Source organism: Maribacter sp. HS (assembly GCF_048059195.1).
GTDB lineage: Bacteria > Bacteroidota > Bacteroidia > Flavobacteriales > Flavobacteriaceae > Maribacter > Maribacter dokdonensis.
Genome location: NZ_JAYLVV010000004.1, coordinates 626,443 through 643,599 on the forward strand (window position 1 = coordinate 626,443; position 17,157 = coordinate 643,599).

General features: G+C 35.3%; 17 protein-coding genes. 10 read left to right on the top strand and 7 right to left on the bottom strand.

The features are described 5' to 3' along the window. The first annotated feature begins 48 nt into the window (after nt 1-48). The 7 genes from serC (at nt 49) to VBZ51_RS12400 (ending at nt 7,105) form a co-directional block, all read left to right on the top strand. Complete coding sequence (serC, locus tag VBZ51_RS12370) at nt 49-1,113, top strand: 3-phosphoserine/phosphohydroxythreonine transaminase (protein WP_058102591.1); 1,065 nt, start codon at nt 49-51, stop codon at nt 1,111-1,113. Between the two features lie 47 nt (nt 1,114-1,160). Next, nucleotides 1,161-2,111, top strand: a complete 951-nt coding sequence (locus VBZ51_RS12375) for a D-2-hydroxyacid dehydrogenase (protein ID WP_416577132.1) — start codon at nt 1,161-1,163, stop codon at nt 2,109-2,111. Between the two features lie 69 nt (nt 2,112-2,180). Further along, the gene (locus VBZ51_RS12380; protein WP_071342101.1) at nt 2,181-2,813 is read left to right on the top strand and encodes a DUF937 domain-containing protein; all 633 of its coding nucleotides are present in this window, start codon (nt 2,181-2,183) and stop codon (nt 2,811-2,813) included. Between the two features lie 64 nt (nt 2,814-2,877). Then, nucleotides 2,878-3,342: a DUF6146 family protein gene (locus VBZ51_RS12385; RefSeq protein WP_348101471.1), complete on the top strand. Its 465-nt coding sequence runs from the start codon at nt 2,878-2,880 to the stop codon at nt 3,340-3,342. A 30-nt stretch (nt 3,343-3,372) separates the two neighbouring features. Beyond that, nucleotides 3,373-3,687, top strand: a complete 315-nt coding sequence (locus VBZ51_RS12390; RefSeq protein ID WP_416577133.1) for a DUF6787 family protein — start codon at nt 3,373-3,375, stop codon at nt 3,685-3,687. Nucleotides 3,688-4,119: 432 nt separating this feature from the next. Beyond that, nucleotides 4,120-6,513 (top strand): TonB-dependent receptor, encoded by a 2,394-nt coding sequence (locus tag VBZ51_RS12395; protein ID WP_416577134.1) that lies wholly within the window; start codon nt 4,120-4,122, stop codon nt 6,511-6,513. Between the two features lie 37 nt (nt 6,514-6,550). Then, on the top strand, nt 6,551-7,105 hold the full coding sequence (locus VBZ51_RS12400) for a type 1 periplasmic binding fold superfamily protein (protein ID WP_215997677.1): 555 nt from the start codon (nt 6,551-6,553) through the stop codon (nt 7,103-7,105). A gap of 64 nt (nt 7,106-7,169) precedes the next feature. Here the strand turns inward: VBZ51_RS12400 and VBZ51_RS12405 are convergent, their stop codons facing one another. The 4 genes from VBZ51_RS12405 to folE form a co-directional block, all read right to left on the bottom strand. Then, nucleotides 7,170-7,655 (bottom strand): monoheme cytochrome C, encoded by a 486-nt coding sequence (locus tag VBZ51_RS12405; protein ID WP_416577135.1) that lies wholly within the window; start codon nt 7,653-7,655, stop codon nt 7,170-7,172. Continuing rightward, a complete protein-coding gene (locus VBZ51_RS12410; RefSeq protein WP_416577136.1) occupies nt 7,656-8,876 on the bottom strand; it encodes a sulfite oxidase in 1,221 nt (406 codons plus the stop codon). It abuts the gene before it with no gap. A 54-nt stretch (nt 8,877-8,930) separates the two neighbouring features. Then, complete coding sequence (locus VBZ51_RS12415) at nt 8,931-9,230, bottom strand: hypothetical protein (protein ID WP_091604622.1); 300 nt, start codon at nt 9,228-9,230, stop codon at nt 8,931-8,933. A gap of 85 nt (nt 9,231-9,315) precedes the next feature. Further along, complete coding sequence (gene folE, locus VBZ51_RS12420) at nt 9,316-9,915, bottom strand: GTP cyclohydrolase I FolE (protein ID WP_058102580.1); 600 nt, start codon at nt 9,913-9,915, stop codon at nt 9,316-9,318. 231 nt (nt 9,916-10,146) lie between these two features. On the opposite strand from folE, the gene VBZ51_RS12425 reads away from it, so the two are divergent. The 3 genes from VBZ51_RS12425 to VBZ51_RS12435 are packed head-to-tail and all read left to right on the top strand — an operon-like array spanning nt 10,147 to nt 12,157. Then, the gene (locus VBZ51_RS12425) at nt 10,147-10,827 is read left to right on the top strand and encodes an ABC transporter ATP-binding protein (protein ID WP_071342093.1); all 681 of its coding nucleotides are present in this window, start codon (nt 10,147-10,149) and stop codon (nt 10,825-10,827) included. Nucleotides 10,828-10,838: 11 nt separating this feature from the next. Continuing rightward, nucleotides 10,839-11,396, top strand: coding sequence for a CPBP family intramembrane glutamic endopeptidase (locus VBZ51_RS12430; RefSeq protein WP_348426353.1), 558 nt, complete (start codon nt 10,839-10,841; stop codon nt 11,394-11,396). Then, a complete protein-coding gene (locus VBZ51_RS12435) occupies nt 11,393-12,157 on the top strand; it encodes a TIGR02757 family protein (RefSeq protein ID WP_210706914.1) in 765 nt (254 codons plus the stop codon). The genes VBZ51_RS12430 and VBZ51_RS12435 overlap by 4 nt, the downstream gene beginning before the upstream one ends. Here the strand turns inward: VBZ51_RS12435 and VBZ51_RS12440 are convergent. The 3 genes from VBZ51_RS12440 to VBZ51_RS12450 form a co-directional block, all read right to left on the bottom strand. Then, a complete protein-coding gene (locus VBZ51_RS12440; protein ID WP_416577137.1) occupies nt 12,154-13,992 on the bottom strand; it encodes a cytochrome-c peroxidase in 1,839 nt (612 codons plus the stop codon). The two genes, VBZ51_RS12435 and VBZ51_RS12440, sit on opposite strands and share 4 nt — an antisense overlap. Nucleotides 13,993-14,069: 77 nt before the next feature. Continuing rightward, entirely contained in the window at nt 14,070-15,701 is a 1,632-nt protein-coding gene (locus VBZ51_RS12445) for an alkaline phosphatase PhoX (protein WP_416577138.1), read from the bottom strand. Nucleotides 15,702-15,891: 190 nt separating this feature from the next. Continuing rightward, nucleotides 15,892-17,028 (bottom strand): Gfo/Idh/MocA family protein, encoded by a 1,137-nt coding sequence (locus tag VBZ51_RS12450; RefSeq protein WP_416577139.1) that lies wholly within the window; start codon nt 17,026-17,028, stop codon nt 15,892-15,894. Nucleotides 17,029-17,157 lie beyond the last annotated feature (129 nt).

A 17,157-nucleotide genomic window follows, 5' to 3' on the forward strand; every position in this document is an offset into this window, starting at 1 on the left:
AAAATCTTCAAAAAATTCTGACCTTTGCAACCTTAAATTACACACAAGATGAAAAAACATAATTTTAGTGCCGGTCCCTGTATCTTACCAAAAGAAGTACTTTTAAAAGCTTCTGAATCTGTTATGGACTTTAATGGTTCTGGACTTTCACTTATTGAAATTTCACATAGAAGTAAAGATTTTGTTGCCGTAATGGAAAATGCAAGATCATTGGCATTAGAACTGCTAGATCTTAAAGACAAAGGCTATAAAGCATTATTTCTTCAAGGTGGTGCAAGTATGGAATTTTTAATGGTAGCATACAATTTACTAGAGAAAAAAGCAGGTTATTTAAATACAGGTACTTGGAGCGATAAAGCCATTAAAGAAGCTAAATTATTTGGCGATGTGGTTGAAGTTGGCTCATCTAAAGATGAAAATTTTAAATACATACCTAAAGGATACTCAGTTCCCAGCGGTTTAGATTATCTACATATTACATCTAACAATACAATTTTTGGTACCCAATTCAAGAAGTTTCCAAAAACCGACTGTCCTCTTGTTTGTGATATGAGCTCAGATATATTCTCAAGAAGTTTAGACTTCTCTCAGTTCGATTTAATATACGCCGGTGCACAAAAGAATATGGGTCCTGCAGGGACAACTTTGGTTGTCGTTAAAGAAGAAATTTTAGGTCAAGTATCAAGAAAAATTCCTTCAATGTTAGATTATCAAGTACATATTTCGAAAGATAGCATGTTCAATACTCCACCTGTATTTGCAGTTTACACTTCTATGTTAACGTTAGAATGGTTAAAAAATCTTGGTGGTATTGCAGCTATAGAAGAAATCAACGAAAAGAAGGCAAGATTACTTTATTCTGAGATTGATCTAAATCCTGTTTTTGAAGGCTTTGCCAATGTAGAGGATCGTTCTTTAATGAACGCCACTTTCAACCTTACGGATGATGTCTTAAAAACCACTTTTGAAAGTTTGTTAAAAGAAGCCGGAATTAATGGTTTAAACGGTCACCGTTCTGTGGGAGGGTATAGAGCTAGCATGTACAATGCATTATCATTAGAGAGTGTTGGTGTATTGGTAGACGTCATGAGCGAAATGGAAAGAAGAGGATAATTGTTGTAACATATACCGAACACAACAATAAAATTGTATTAAAACATATGAAGATATTAGCAAATGATGGAATTTCCCAAAATGGAATCACCACTTTGGAGAAAGCTGGATTTAACGTTTTAACGACGACGGTTGCTCAAGAACAATTAAGCAACTATATCAACGAAAATAAAATTGAAGCATTATTGGTACGTAGTGCTACCAAAGTTAGAAAAGAATTAATTGATGCCTGTCCTACTCTAAAACTAATTGGTAGAGGTGGTGTTGGTATGGATAATATTGATGTAGATTACGCTAAATCTAAAAATATTCATGTCATAAATACACCAGCTGCCTCATCAGAATCTGTGGCAGAATTGGTTTTTGCACACCTTTATGGAGGGGCACGTTTTTTATATGACGCAAATAGAAATATGCCTTTAGAAGGTGATAGTAACTTTAAAGGATTAAAGAAATCTTACTCAAAGGGTACGGAACTTAGAGGTAAAACCTTAGGTATATTCGGATTTGGTAACATTGGTCAAGCTACCGCTAAACTTGCCATTGGCGCGGGTATGAAGGTTATATACTGTGATCCAGATGTAGCGCAGACAGACATTGAGCTTACTTTTTATGATGGTCAAAATGTTACGTTCACACTAAAGAACACTGACAAAGATGATGTCCTAAAGAATGCAGACTATATTTCATTGCATATTCCCGGTCAAGAGAACTATGTTCTGGGAAAAGCTGAATTCTCCAAAATGAAACAGGGTGTTGGTATCGTCAATGCCGCAAGGGGTGGTGTTTTAGATGAAGTTGCATTGATCGATGCTTTAGAAAACGGTACTGTTGCTTTTGCCGGTTTAGACGTTTATGAATCTGAACCAAAACCAGAAATTAAAATTCTAATGCACTCTAGTATTTCGCTTTCTCCACACATTGGTGCAGCAACTTTAGAGGCACAAGAAAGAATTGGACAAGAATTGGCCGACCAAATTATTTCTTTACTAAATTAAGAGCTCAATAGCATATTTTATTGACTCTTTTTCGTATTTTACAGCATAAACATTAAATTAACCATTACAATGGCAGGATTATTAGATTTATTAAATAGCCCAATGGGGCAACAATTAATTAGCGGTGTAGCTGGGCAGACAAATCAGCCTGAAGACAAAACCGCCAATGTACTAAGTATGGCAATGCCACTAATTCTTGGTGCAATGAAAAAAAACGTTTCAACACCAGAAGGTGCTCAGGGTTTAATGAGTGCATTATCAAGTAATCATAGTGGCGGAATCTTAGATAACCTAGGAGGTTTGTTTAGTGGCGGTGTAGACGAAAGTGTAATGAATGACGGTGCGGGTATTTTAGGTCATGTATTCGGAAGTAAACAACCACAAGTAGAAAGTGCTTTAAGTGCAAAATCCGGTTTAGATTCCGGATCGGTTGCCCAAATATTAAAAATTGCAGCCCCTATAGTTATGGGCTTTTTAGGTAAGCAAACTGCGCAGAGCAATGTAAGTGATGGCACAGGCATGAACGCTCTTTTAGGTAGTATGCTGGGAGGTCAACCTCAAGAAAACCAAAGCCTTATCACTTCATTATTAGATGCTGATGGTGACGGAAGCATATTAGATGATGTTGCCGGTATGGTAATGGGCAGCAATAAAAAACAAGGTGGTCTTGGAGGCCTTTTAGGAGGTCTTTTCGGTAAATAATACCTAGAAATCATATAGTTAAGTCGCTTGTAAATACAAGCGGCTTTTTTTGTATCTTATTTCTATGAAAAAGAAGATATTTAAAATTATTTACGGTACTATAGCTGCGACCTTTTGTGCATTGTTATTTAATTGTGGTACAAAGAGCGCATCACTAGCTATAAGCGAAGATGAAAAAAATGCCTTTACCCAAGTTGAAGGAGATACCATTTCCATTTCAAGTGAAGAAACTGAATATGAAATTATTATCATAGAACCTGGTTTTAATATATGGTTGGCCTCAATAGCAAAACCTGAAGGTTATTATTCGCAAAATTTCTTGGAAAATAGAAATCAAATAATGGTTTTAGAATGGAACCAAAGAGTATTACAGCCTGCTAGATACAATCCAAATTTATATGAAATGCAAATAGATTACTCTAGACAAATTGATTATGGCTATGAAGTAAATTATAAGCTGTATAATTATTTTATTTATTTCCAAAGAAAATACAATCAGCGATTAGGCCCTTTTATACCACGTATATAAAAAGTATATTTGGCGTTTTCAATACATGCCATGCAGAAATTAAAAGAACGCTGGGGAATCACCAGTAATTTTCAACTTGTAATTATATTTATAGTATTTGCCATCACCGGATCATCATCTGTATATGTAGCAAAGCCTTTTCTAGATTTAATTGGTCTTCAGCAAGAAAATTTTTCGACTGCCTGGTGGGGAAGCCCTCTGTATTGGTTTTTACGAATTTTATTAATTTTCCCTTTCTATCAAGTGTTATTGGTAATTTATGGATGGTTATTTGGTCAATTTAGATTTTTTTGGGCTTTTGAGAAAAAAATGCTGAAAAGAATTGGACTTGGATTTTTATTCTAACACACTTTTGTTGGGTTTTCTTTAACAAACAGTTCTACATCTTTTAGTACTTTAGCGCTGTGAAGAGATCAATATTTACATATTTCTCAGTATTTATTTTGTTCTGCCTTATGCTGATCAAGGTAACTTCTTTTCATGTCTATTCCCATCAAGACAATAAAGTAGATACTATAGAAAATTGTAGTATTTGTGAATTGGCAGTTCAGAATCAAAACGCTGAATACACTTTTGTTGCCACATTTTTATTCATATTTGCTTCAGTAATTATTATCACGGAAAAAAAACTGTTACCTTTTTCAATTACAGTACCTAAAACGCTTTTCAGGTACACTACTTTTGGTCGTCCCCCACCCTTCCAAGCCTAATACCCCTTCCGAATTTTAAAATTGGTTTTCTTTTTCAACCAATTTATTATAGCGCTAAACTTATATAATGAAGTATTATTTATATGTTTTCGCAATCCTATGTAGCACAATTATTTACGCTCAAGATTGCAATTCAATATTATTAGGAGAAATTGTTGATTTCCATGACAACAGTCCGTTGCGTGGAGCAACTATTAACATAACTGGCAAAGGTTTTTCTACAGTCTCCCAACAAAACGGAAAATTTAGCTTTAAGGAGCTATGTGACGGGGTTATAGAACTTGAAATATCGCATCCAGAATGTACAACAAAGTTTGTAACATTGACCATTAATGGGGATACCTATTCAGAAATTAGGCTAGAACATCACCTAGAAGAATTAAAGGAGGTCAAAGTTGTTGGTGATGTACCAAAAAACACAAATTCCGCTCAGGAAAATATTTTATCGGTTAAAGATATCGAACGAAGCAGTGGTAATAGTTTAGGAGATGCATTAAAAAAGATTGCCGGAGTATCAACCTTAAATACCGGAGGAAATATAGTTAAACCGGTCATACAAGGTTTAAACGGTAGTAGAATCTTAATTTTGAACAATAACGTTCGTATGCAAGATATGGAATGGGGAGAAGAGCATGCCCCTAATGTAGACGTAAATGCAAATCAGAATATAAGCGTTATAAAAGGTGCTGCCGCTATAGAATACGGAGGAGATGCTATCGCAGGTGTTATTGTACTTGAACCTTTACCAATAATAAGAACCGACTCTTTATTCGGTAAAACCCAACTTAATCTTGCCTCCAATGGCCGTGGTGGTAACATAACATCTTCATTGACCAAATCATATAAATCAGGCCTTTATATTAAAGGACAAGGGTCATTTAAAAGACTTGGGGATCTTGAAGCACCAGATTATATATTATCAAATACAGGTATTAAAGAAAGTGGGGTCTCACTTAGTATAGGTAAACGAGACTTTATACAAGGATGGGAAGGTTACTACTCATATTTTAATTCGGAAATTGGCATATTGAGAGCATCGCATATTGGCAATATAGATGATTTAATAACAGCCATTAATAGTGACGTACCAAGTGTGGTAAACGATTTCACTTATGATATTTCCCAACCATACCAAGAAGTTAGCCACCATTTAGGAAAGCTAAATTATTATAGAAGATTTGAAGGTTTTGGAAAATGGACCCTGCAATACGATTTTCAAAAAAACAGAAGATTCGAATATGATATACGTGTAGGCGATGATGCGGATAAAGCATCTTTAGATCTTGATTTAACCACACATTCCGTACTTACCAATATAAAATTTGATGCAAAACAAGGTCTAGATCTCAAGGTTGGAGCTCTAGGAAGGTTCCAAACCAATTTTGCCAATCCAGATACCGGTGTCCGAAGATTAATACCTGATTACGATAAATTTGATTTTGGTTTGTATTCAATAGGAAGTTATGAACTTGATACCGATTGGACGCTAGATGCCGGACTACGATATGATTTCAGCAGAATAGATTCCAAAAAATTCTATAGAACTTCTCGCTGGGAAGAACGTGGTTATGATGTAGATTTTGCCGATATCATATTGGAAGATTTAGGTACGCAACTACTAACAAATCCTGTCTTTGACTATCATAACGTCTCAGGAACATTAGGTTTCCATTATGAAATAAACGGAAAAGATCATTTACGGTTTAACTATGCACTATCTCAAAGAGCACCTAACCCATCTGAATTATTTAGCGATGGTCTTCACCATTCTGCGGCACGAATAGAATTGGGAGATTTGAGAATGAACAGTGAAACCTCTTCTAAATTTTCAGCTTCACTAGAAAGAAATAGTAACAAATTGGGGTATTCTATTGCTCCATTTGTTAATAGTATTAGAGACTTTATACTTCTTGAACCAACGGGTGTAGAATTTACTATACGTGGCGCTTTCCCCGTATGGTCTTATCGTCAGACCAATGCAGTTTTGTTTGGTATTGATGCTTCTTTATATAATAATTGGACATCAAACATTAGAACAGATCATAAGTTTGCTTGGGTAAAAGGTACAGATAGTGAAACAGACACACCTTTGATTAATATACCCGCTGCAAATTTTACAAATAGCATTACATACACCAATACCAAATGGAACAATTTTCTTATAAGTCTTGAAAGTCAATATGTATTTGAACAATCCAGATATCCAGAAAATATTGAGGTTTTTTCTCCTCAACAACAAGAGAACGTATTATTGGAAATTAATACACCGCCCGAAGCTTATCACCTATTGGCAATAAATACGGAAGCATCTTTTACAATTAAAAATAAAAATGACTTAACCGTAGGTCTAAGTGCAACCAACTTACTAAATACAAACTATCGTGACTACCTAAATAGGCAACGTTATTTTGTAGATGATATGGGCAGAAATATAAGTATGCGCCTAATTTTTAACTATTAATAATAATTATTACTAACAATTGAAAACAAGTAAAACTATGAAAAGAAACAGCACACTAAAAACCGTTCTAGCACTAAGTTTAATGGCAACCGTAATGACTTCATGTTCAAGTGATGACGATACCCCAGAAGTAGTAAACGAAGAAGAAATTATTACTACCATGACAGTTACGTTAACTAGCGCTAATGGTTCTGCAACATTGCAATCTCAAGATTTAGATGGAGATGGACCTAATGCTCCTGTGGTAACAGCTGATAATTTATCCGCAAATACGACCTATACTGGGAGTATTGTATTATTGAACGAAACGGAAACACCTGCAGAGGACATTACCGAAGAAGTAGAAGAAGAAGCAGACGAGCACCAGTTTTTCTTTGGACTATCTGGTTCTTTATCTGAAGTGACTTATTCTGATACCGATGAAGATGGAAACCCAGTTGGTATTGAATTTGAATTAACAACTGGTGATTCAGGTTCTGGAACAATTACAATTACGTTACGTCATGAGCCTACAAAACCTAACGATGGCACTTTAGCAGATGCAGGCGGAGAAACAGATATTGCTCAGACTTTTTCTGTTACGGTAGAGTAGTAAAAATATAAACCACATGTAAAACTAAAAGCCTTTGATGTTTAATTCAAAGGCTTTTGTTTTTTTATTCTTCAAATTGATACCATTCAATATCCGTCAGTACAGCCCTCCTACCTAATTTCTTAGGTGGGTAATTGGTTACCAAGTAATTAATAATTACAGCTTCATTCTCTCCCAAGTCCCATAAATTTTGGGTTTCCTGCATCCATTTTATAGTTGATTTCCAGCGATTTTCGTTCATTCGGTTCTGCATTACCAACTTAGCGGAATGACAGTTGGTACAGTTTTGAACGGTAACCATCATTCCCGGGGCATCTATAAAACCGGTACGTACATGAATTCCATTTTCTATCTTATCGTAATCGTCCTCTTCGGGAATAGTTACCAGCTCGGTTTGTGGTGCATCCGTTTTAAATGTAGAAAAACTTGGATCAACTATTAAATACACTAAAATTATTGCACCAATGCCAATAACAGCGCAAGCTAATATAATCTTTCTGTATAATTCCTGAAAATCGCGTTTTAGCTTATTATGATTCTGATTTTTCATTTATGCGATTTTTACGGCTATCCTGTGACAAGCATTGTTTAAATACCCTTTTGGATTCCACCCAGGCAATAACATAGGTTGACTAACCCCATTAGAATCGGTAGCTTTTGCCCAAACTTCATAATAACCCTCTTGCGGAAATGAAATATCTGCTGAGAAATGCTGCCACGCTAATCGGTTTGCAGGTTTTTCAATTGTACAATGATGCCAAGTAGCGCCAAAATCTATAGAGTATTCCATTTTGGCAACTTCTAGTTCACCTGCCCATGCATGACCTCTAATACTTAATTTTTTATTCTTTGATAAAACAGCTCCAGATTTTGGATAGGTAATTAAAGATTTTACCGGCATAGATTCAATGATACACATATCTTCATCCGCGACTTTTTCACCAGGAGCAACGGGTTTACAAGGCACTCTATATGCCGTGCCGGTCATTTTGGTACCGTCATGAACTATATTTCTAATGCTAATACGCTGTAACCATTTGCCAGAAACCGAGGCTGGCCATCCTCCTGCAATGACCCGTAAAGGATAACCATGTACTAAGGGAATATCTTCACCGTTCATTTTAAAAGCCAACAATGTTTCATCTTGTAAAGCTTTTGACATGGGCGCTCCTCTAGATATCGGTTCTTTAGTAGGATCTCTACTAAGGTGTGTATCTGCTGAATGATAACCAAAGTAGACAGCATCATCTTTAATACCGACATCTTCTAACACATCACGCAATCTCACACCTGTCCAACTAGCACAATACACCGCACCCACAGTCCACTGGTTTCCTTTTGCAGGTGGATCAAATTCGCTTCTACCATTACCACCACACTCTAAGGTCAATTGATAGGTATGATGCTTAAATTTTGACTTTAGCCCAGACAACGTATATGTTTTCTCCTGCTTAACAGACTCTCCGTCTATGGTAAGTGTCCAAGTATCAACATCTATGTCTTCCGGAATCAATCCGTTATTTCGAATAAAAATAGATTTATTTGGAGTTACCCTATCATCTAAAAGATGAGCTTGAGCCTCAATATTCCAAGGCTTATCGTTTAGTACGACCATGCCTTTATCCTTATTGAATAGCTTAAACGGGTCTGATTCTTGTAACGCCACAGGTGTGTAATCCAAAGGCATAAATTCCTTATAAATAATATCAACTCCTAGTAAAGCGGCAAGACCACTTAGACTAGATTTTGCAACAAAATTTCTTCTCTTCAAAACTCATGGTATTTGAGTTAAAGTTAAGAGTTTCTATAAAAATAAAGGTGGATTTTACACTTCAATTGTACGCCCTTTTTTAGAAGGCTTGAACACATATGTATATAACCACATTAGCGTAAACGAAGGTATGATATCAAAACCAGGAACAATTTCTTCTATAAAAGTGAAAACACCGGCAGCTTGACCTATTTTTCCTTTATACATACGTGTCATTAACCACGCAGAAAGTGGAGCCCATACCACATCTGAAAATTCACCGACGAAAGGTATAGCAAAAGAAAGCATACCTATACCATCAAATAGCAACCCCATGAAAAGTTGCTTGTATTTTTTATCTTTTAAAATTGACATACTTAAAAATTAGTTATTCTAACTTTAGAATACAACAAAGATGCCAAATTTTACAAAAAATATTCTCAACGTGCAGAGATAGTAATTAGGAAAGTTTAGCACTAATTAACTTCAAGAATTCATTTCTAGTCTCAATTTTTTCAAATTGACCTCTAAAACCAGATGTTGTAGTTACAGAATTTTGCTTTTGTACACCTCTCATCATCATACACATATGTGAAGCTTCTATAACAACGGCCACTCCCTTAGGCTTTAAAGTATTATTTATACACTCTAAAATATCATGCGTTAACCTTTCCTGTACTTGTAACCTTCTTGCAAAAACATCTACCACTCTTGGAATTTTACTTAATCCTACGATATGACCATTTGGTATGTAAGCAATATGTGCCTTACCAAAAAATGGCAACATATGATGCTCACATAGGGAATACAGCTCAATATCTTTTATAATGACCATGTCATCATAATCTTCTTTGAACATTGCCCCTTTCAAAATTTCAACGGCATCTTGCTTATAACCTTGAGTTAAAAATAGCATTGCTTTTGCAGCACGTTCAGGTGTTTTAACCAAACCCTCTCTTGCTACATCTTCACCAATTTCATCAATAATAGATGAGTACCTACTTTTAACTTCATCGGTAATTTCAAGATTATATTCTTCTAAATTTCTATACGGGGACATATTTTATATTTAATGTTTAACCTAATTAAATTTAGGTTGAACAAATTTAATATTTCTTTCATCAACAAACGTAAAAATATCATAAATAGTTCATATTGCTATATAGTCTTAAATAATGGCTCCAGAACATTGGGCTAAATGATCACTAAATGAAAATTACAGTTTTTAACGTGCCCCTTTTTCATTAATTTTGAATTTCAAACTATCACAACTCTAAACTAAACTTAACTCATGATAAAAGCTTCTAACATTCATAAATATTACGGAGAATTAGAAGTATTAAAAGGAGTTGACCTCCATATTAAAAAAGGAGAAATAGTATCTATAGTTGGTGCTTCCGGTGCCGGTAAAACTACCTTATTACAAATTTTGGGAACTTTAGACGTTCAATCAAATAGAAAAGACAGTACGTTACTGATCAATGGTATTGAAACTACGGAACTAAATGATAAAGATTTAGCAAAATTTAGAAATGAACATATAGGATTCATTTTTCAATTTCACCAATTATTACCAGAATTTACGGCCATTGAAAATGTATGCCTACCTGCATTTATAAAAAAGACGCCAAAATCTGAAGCTGAAGATAGAGCCAAAGAACTATTAAACTTTTTGGGCCTGGGTCACAGATATGACCACAAACCATCAGAACTATCTGGCGGAGAACAACAGCGGGTAGCGGTTGCCCGTGCGTTGATCAATAACCCCTCCATAATTTTTGCTGATGAACCTAGTGGAAATTTAGATTCAGAAAGTGCAGACAACCTGCATAAATTATTTTTTGAGCTTCGTGAAAAGTTTGGTCAGACCTTTGTAATTGTGACCCACAATGCTGAATTGGCAGAAATGGCAGACCGTAAATTAACCATGGTAGATGGTAAAATTGTAGACAAGGAAATAATAATAGCATAACCAAGATCCGTATGCTTCAAGAGCTACTTTCATTTATAATAAAACCTGTCTATACACAAGATATTGAAAGTTCTTTATCAGAAAAATTGAGAGTTCTCTTCAAGCTTTTAATTATTGCATTAACGGCAAGTATTCTATTATTAATGGTAGCTGCAGTTTTAGAAAGTATCCTAAAGCTTGAGATGGGCAAACATGCCATGGATGATTTATTTGGAAACTACTCAGTGGCACTTATTTTCTTTTTAGCAGTAATTGTAGCTCCTTTCTTTGAAGAACTATTATTTAGAGGTCCGCTTGTCTTTTTTAAAGATTCAAAATTTTTTAAACCAATTTTCTATTTGTTTACAATTGCGTTCGGCTTTATGCATATCAGTAATTTTGAAATGAGCACTCAGGTTTTACTTTTTTCTCCATTGTTGGTTGCACCACAAATTAGTGTAGGTTTTCTTTTAGGCTACATACGGGTAAAATTTGGTCTGTTATGGTCCATGGCGCTACACGCCATTTACAATATGGTTTTAGTGGTTCCTGTGCTAATTATGCAATTGTTAGATATTTCTATTGAATGACAAAAAGTGAGCTAAAAATATTTCTTGACGAAAAGGTTTTTGAATACAATAAACCTGAATTCTTAGAAACCGACCCTATACAAATTCCGCATCTTTTCACACAAAAAGAAGATATTGAAATCAGTGCTTTTCTAACGGCAACCATTGCTTGGGGTAACAGAAAGAGCATCATCAATAATTCTCATAAGTTAATGGAAAAAATGGGACAAAGTCCGTATGACTTTGTGCTTAATCATACCGATGATGATTTAGATAATTTATCAGGATTTGTTCATAGAACTTTCAATGAAAATGATTTAAGATATTTTATAAAAAGTTTAAAGAATATTTACCTTCAACACCAAGGTCTTGAAGGTATTTTCACAACCCTTCAAGACAAAAATTCTCTACAGCCCACCATTTCTAAATTCAAGAAAATATTTTTTGAGTTACCATATGAGCAACGCACAACAAAGCATGTATCTGACCCTTTAAAAGGTTCTGCCGCCAAAAGGATAAATATGTTTTTACGTTGGATGGTTAGAGATGCAACTACCAATGTAGATTTTGGCATATGGAAAGGAATACCTACCTCAAAATTATCTTGTCCATTAGATGTACATTCAGGTAATGTAGCTAGAAAATTAGGATTGTTAAAAAGAAAACAAAACGATGCCAAAGCATTAGCCGAGCTAGATAAAAGCTTAAGAAAACTGGACCCTTTGGATCCAGTTAAATATGATTTTGCCCTTTTTGGTTTAGGTGTTTTTGAAAAATTCTAGTTTATGGCTTCTTTCTCAAATCTTTTATCGGTAAGTGTTTTCATAAAAGCAATAATCGCCTTTGATTCTGTAGTCGATAGATGTAAAGAGTCAGGTGGTAATGTTTGGTAAGGTACATCTAGGCCCATGCCCTGACCACCACCAACATTATAAAACTCCACTACTTCCTCTAAAGTTTCATACACCCCGTTGTGCATATAGGGTCCGGTTAATTCTGCATTACGCACTGTTGAAGTTTTAAAAAAATGCTTCTTCTCCTCTACTTCATAAGGATAATACTGCCCCCAATCATCATCTAAAACAGGGTTTTCAAAACTTGCATTTTTGGGCACGCCCAAATTTTCAAATTCGCTTTCCATATATTTAGGAGGCACCGTACCGTTAAATGCCGGTGGAAAATGACAAGTGGCACACGCAGCTTTACCCATAAAAAGATTAAAACCGGTAATCTCTTCAGTAGTCATGGTTTCTTCTAGATTGTTCATGTTCCGATCAAATTTAGAATCGAACGGAGCTAAACTTCTTATATATGTTGCAATAGCATTACGCACGTTCATATCGGTAATTTTGCCATCGTAAAGCGAATCAAATTGAACTTTATACACTGATTTATCTTGAATTTTCTCTTCTAATTTTTCCAAATCGATGTGAAACTCATTTTCATTATTGGTGACTCCAACAATTTGATCCTCGAGACCATCTGCCCTACCATCATAAAACAAAGAACGTTGGTAAACAGCATAGGTTAATGTTGGTGAATTACGTTGCAAATCTTGTCCGTTTATACCTTTAGCAATTTTATGCCCGTCGGTAAATGCTTTTTCCGCAATATGGCAAGTCGCACAGCTTATAGTACCGGAGCCGGATAAATCCGTATCATTGAACAACTGTCTTCCTAACTCAATTCTTTCTTCAGTAATATCTGGTGCTCTTTGGGTGGAGAACATCTTCATATTGAAAAAATTCTTATCAAAAAGATTGGTCACCTTAGGGTCTAAAGCCCTTGATTGGCTTAATTCAATTCCCCAATCATTAGCAGTCTTATCCACTAGATCCAATTGCGTATTGGTATGCAATTTTATAAACGAGTATCGATCAAATTCATCAAAATTGGCACTTTGTAAATCATCAATGGTGGAAGAAATTTCTTTTTTCCAATGTACATATAAGGTATTATCCCTAAAAGCCTCTTTATAAATATCCAAAACTATTTGTAGCATTTCATAATTATAAACAGCTTCGTTCAATGAGTTTGCCAACATTGGAGAATCAAAACCTGTAATACCTTTAGTAGCCACATTTACAATGGCATCTCTTATCATTTTTAAATGATGCCTATCTCTTTGGGTGATGAGAATATGATTTTTTCGTACAAACGGAATTCTAATCTTTAAATACTCCAATACGGAATTCAAATCTTCATTGGAATATCCTTCTTCACTATAAAGGAGCTCTTCCAATACTTGAAAACTCTTTGGTTTTTGTTTTTTAATATCGGTATGGTCGTCTATTTCTACCTTAAGCAAATTAGGCGCATTCATTGAGATGTAATTCTCATAATCATACGCGATAAGCATAGGCTCTACCCTTTTATACCATTCCCTACTTTTTAAAAACAGTTCTTTGTTCTTTGAGAGCGATTGTGTGGTATCTAATTTCTGCATGTAATAAGAAGTACTATCCAATGCCAAAAAATAATGTTCCCTTATAGCATTGTTGAACATAGATTGATCATTAGCATTTATAGCCAACAAAGGTTTTGTTTCCTCATTCTTGCAGGACAGAAAAAAACAAACAAATACTATCAAAATCCATTTATAATAAAATGCTCTCATGTTTCACTTTGAAATTAATATGAATAGAAAAAGGTTCCCAGTGAAGGGAACCTTTAAACTTGGTACAATTACATCACTTATCTAGGTAAGCCAGTCAATTTGAATAAAACTGAACCTTCTAATGCAGCACTGCCTTCACTAATTGCTGTTGGGTCAACAAATTTTAGTCCGTCTGCCCTTACAGCTGTATCAGGAGTGGTACTAAAATTCCAACCATGTACTTGAGCTCCACCAATAAAGGTTGGTTCAGATGCACCTATGATATCGGTAACATCGATCAAGCCGGTTATTTCCCACATACTATCGGTATTACCAATACCAACACTTGCAGCATATGTTTGGTTACATTCCATAACTTCAACAAAGTTGCCCGTATTTAGGTCTAATTGCCATAATTTGGCAAAACCTGTTATATCTGCATTTAAATCACCATAACCATTTGGATCTTCTTGAATGTAAGCATAGTTCTCAGTTACCAAAATGTTATCTGGAGAATGCATTCCATCACCTTTTCCACCTTCTAAGTCACCATCAACTACAACAGTTAATTTAGCAGGAGCCGTTGGATCTTCAGGATCTAAAACTAGTTTGTAAACACGACCAAAACCTGTACCTCTTAAGTTAAGGTCCGGATTATCACCACGTATTCTACCGGTAGCATTAAAATATACTTCTCTTTGAGCATCGGCAGAACCTCTTCTCCAATCGATATCTTCAATTCTTTGAAATCCTATAGCTCCCAAGTCAATAGCTTCTTGGTTCAACTCATCTATAGTTCTTTCAGTAACTTCTACCCATTCTACATCGTATTCAATGTCTTGAGCCATACCCATTTCAAATAACTGACCGCCTTCTCCAGGAGCAGATTCTACTGGATTTGTACCTCTAAGTACATAAAGTTTACCTCCATAAAGGTCACCTCTTTGACCAACGTACATTCCAAAATGAGCTTGCGGATATGTATTATCACTATGATCATCACCCATAAAAATTACCGTTTGAGAAGAATAGGCATCTTTACCAATAACAACAGCATTTTCAGTTGACCACTCACCCAGTGCAGGTAATCTTTCTACTTCTACCCTGTCTTCTTTTGCTCTAAAAGGGTTTACTTTAAATACACCTTTAGCGTTACCGCCCCATTCTCCACCAGATAGGTATAAAGGACCAAATCCGTGCTCTTCAACAGTAATTGAAGATCCAGAACACATTGCCGTAAATGCAGTAGCTGTAGAATTTACTATATAATCTCCTTGTAAAGGCTGAAGTTCAGAATTCAACATAATTCTTGCAATGGAGTAATCTGCTTCTAGATTATTGATCAAAGTATAGTTACCATCTTCGGTAGGATATAGTGCAGCACCATCCATATAAGAACCATAAACAAAAGTAGAATCAGATTCTAAGATATCTGCAGAAGACATGATCATATTAAGGTCGGCAGAACCTGCAAAAGCACCTTTTAGTTCGAAAAGTTCGTTTGGAGTTACGGAACTAGTTAATGGAATAGATTCTTCCAGAGTCAAATCTTGTCCGTCAGCACCATCGGCGCCATCAGCACCATCGGCTCCGTCTGCGCCATCAGCACCGTCTACACCGTCAATACCATTTGTACCATCTACACCATCTTCTCCATCACAGCTCATTACAGCTAATCCTAAGCAAGAAAGGAAAAGGGCTTTAAATAGTAAATTTTTCGTTTGTTTCATTATCAATATAGTTTTTAGGTTATGAATTCCAAAACTATAGAGATAACCTTGTAATAAGGTATTCTAAAAATTAGCAATAAATGAACTAAACCTTATGATAATGTTAACATGTAAATTTAACTTGAAATCGAAGTGATCAAATCTTGAACTTAACTTTAAGTTAAGTTTTAACTATTTGTTTTTCACATAATTACACCACAATACCTAAATCACCTAATGACAATAACTGTTCTTGTCCACCTTCTCTTATCGATTTGTAAATAGCCTCTACAATTATCATATCTCTTTTTCCCATTTCACCAGGAGCCAAGTTTTTACTGTCCAACAAAATATGCTTTGCAAAATCATCCATCTGTAAAGCCTGTTGTCTTTTATGTGGAAACTTTAAGACATCTTCATTAGAAGTTCTACCACTTATTGGTCCATAACTATGGGCTGGATCTAACTCAAACCAACCTTTACTACAATGACATTTTAATCTATTACCATTTGCATTATGCGAAGTCATCATATGTGCAACAGCACCATTCTCAAATTTAAACTGAGCTGTAATGGTCTCATCGGTATCCTTAAAATAATCAGGTCTAGTACTAAATTCTTGTGCAGAAACTGAAATAGGGTTCTGACCTGTACCATAAATACTGGTTTGTATAGCGTACACACCCATGTTCATGAGCGCTCCGCCACCAGATAATTTTTTATTTAATCGCCATTGATCTGGATTACCGTTAGAGACATATCCTGCATCAGATGAAACAAACAATACATCACCAAAAGTTTTTTCCCTAACGTATTTTTTGACTTCATGGGTATAAGGGTCGCTTTGCATTCTATAACCAACAGAAAGCTTAACCTTATGCTCATTGCAGGCATTCATAATTGCATCACATTCCGCAACACTTACGGCCATTGGTTTTTCACAGATCACATGTTTACCCGCCTTTGCCGCACGAATACAAAATTCCGCATGCATACTGTTGGGTAATACTACATAAATAACATCTATACTGTCATTATCCGCAATGGTATCAAAATTCTCATAATTATAAATATTTTCTTTGGGTATATTGTATTTCTCTTTCCAAACAGATTCCTTTTCTTTGGTACCGGTTACAATTCCTGCCAAATAACAATGCTCCGTATCCAATAAAGAAGGTGCTAATTGATAAGTACTGTAGCTCCCTAAACCAACCAAGGCTACACCTAATTTTTTACTGTTTTTATTAGTTGTAAAGGCATTTGCCAACGGCATATTGGCGAGAAAGGCGGATCCTAACAGGCCTTTAGTAGCCAAACCATTAAATGATCGTCTTGTAAGTTGTTTCATGAGTATTAGTTGTATGAATTAGAAAAGTAAATAATTATCAGGTAATTCCATAATTAATTAAGTTGTATTAACATTATGAATACCAGCTAAAAAATTTTAAACATTCCATTTTTAAAACCATCATAATTA

Coding starts and splice junctions, on each gene's coding strand:
- VBZ51_RS12430 (WP_348426353.1), top strand. CDS start 10,839: ATGCTTCAAGAGCTACTTTCATTTATAATAAAACCTGTCTATACACAA.
- VBZ51_RS12415 (WP_091604622.1), bottom strand. CDS start 9,230: ATGTCAATTTTAAAAGATAAAAAATACAAGCAACTTTTCATGGGGTTG.
- VBZ51_RS12390 (WP_416577133.1), top strand. CDS start 3,373: ATGCAGAAATTAAAAGAACGCTGGGGAATCACCAGTAATTTTCAACTT.
- VBZ51_RS12435 (WP_210706914.1), top strand. CDS start 11,393: ATGACAAAAAGTGAGCTAAAAATATTTCTTGACGAAAAGGTTTTTGAA.
- folE (WP_058102580.1), bottom strand. CDS start 9,915: ATGTCCCCGTATAGAAATTTAGAAGAATATAATCTTGAAATTACCGAT.
- VBZ51_RS12440 (WP_416577137.1), bottom strand. CDS start 13,992: ATGAGAGCATTTTATTATAAATGGATTTTGATAGTATTTGTTTGTTTT.
- VBZ51_RS12450 (WP_416577139.1), bottom strand. CDS start 17,028: ATGAAACAACTTACAAGACGATCATTTAATGGTTTGGCTACTAAAGGC.
- VBZ51_RS12425 (WP_071342093.1), top strand. CDS start 10,147: ATGATAAAAGCTTCTAACATTCATAAATATTACGGAGAATTAGAAGTA.
- VBZ51_RS12375 (WP_416577132.1), top strand. CDS start 1,161: ATGAAGATATTAGCAAATGATGGAATTTCCCAAAATGGAATCACCACT.
- VBZ51_RS12445 (WP_416577138.1), bottom strand. CDS start 15,701: ATGAAACAAACGAAAAATTTACTATTTAAAGCCCTTTTCCTTTCTTGC.
- VBZ51_RS12385 (WP_348101471.1), top strand. CDS start 2,878: ATGAAAAAGAAGATATTTAAAATTATTTACGGTACTATAGCTGCGACC.
- VBZ51_RS12395 (WP_416577134.1), top strand. CDS start 4,120: ATGAAGTATTATTTATATGTTTTCGCAATCCTATGTAGCACAATTATT.
- serC (WP_058102591.1), top strand. CDS start 49: ATGAAAAAACATAATTTTAGTGCCGGTCCCTGTATCTTACCAAAAGAA.
- VBZ51_RS12380 (WP_071342101.1), top strand. CDS start 2,181: ATGGCAGGATTATTAGATTTATTAAATAGCCCAATGGGGCAACAATTA.
- VBZ51_RS12405 (WP_416577135.1), bottom strand. CDS start 7,655: ATGAAAAATCAGAATCATAATAAGCTAAAACGCGATTTTCAGGAATTA.
- VBZ51_RS12400 (WP_215997677.1), top strand. CDS start 6,551: ATGAAAAGAAACAGCACACTAAAAACCGTTCTAGCACTAAGTTTAATG.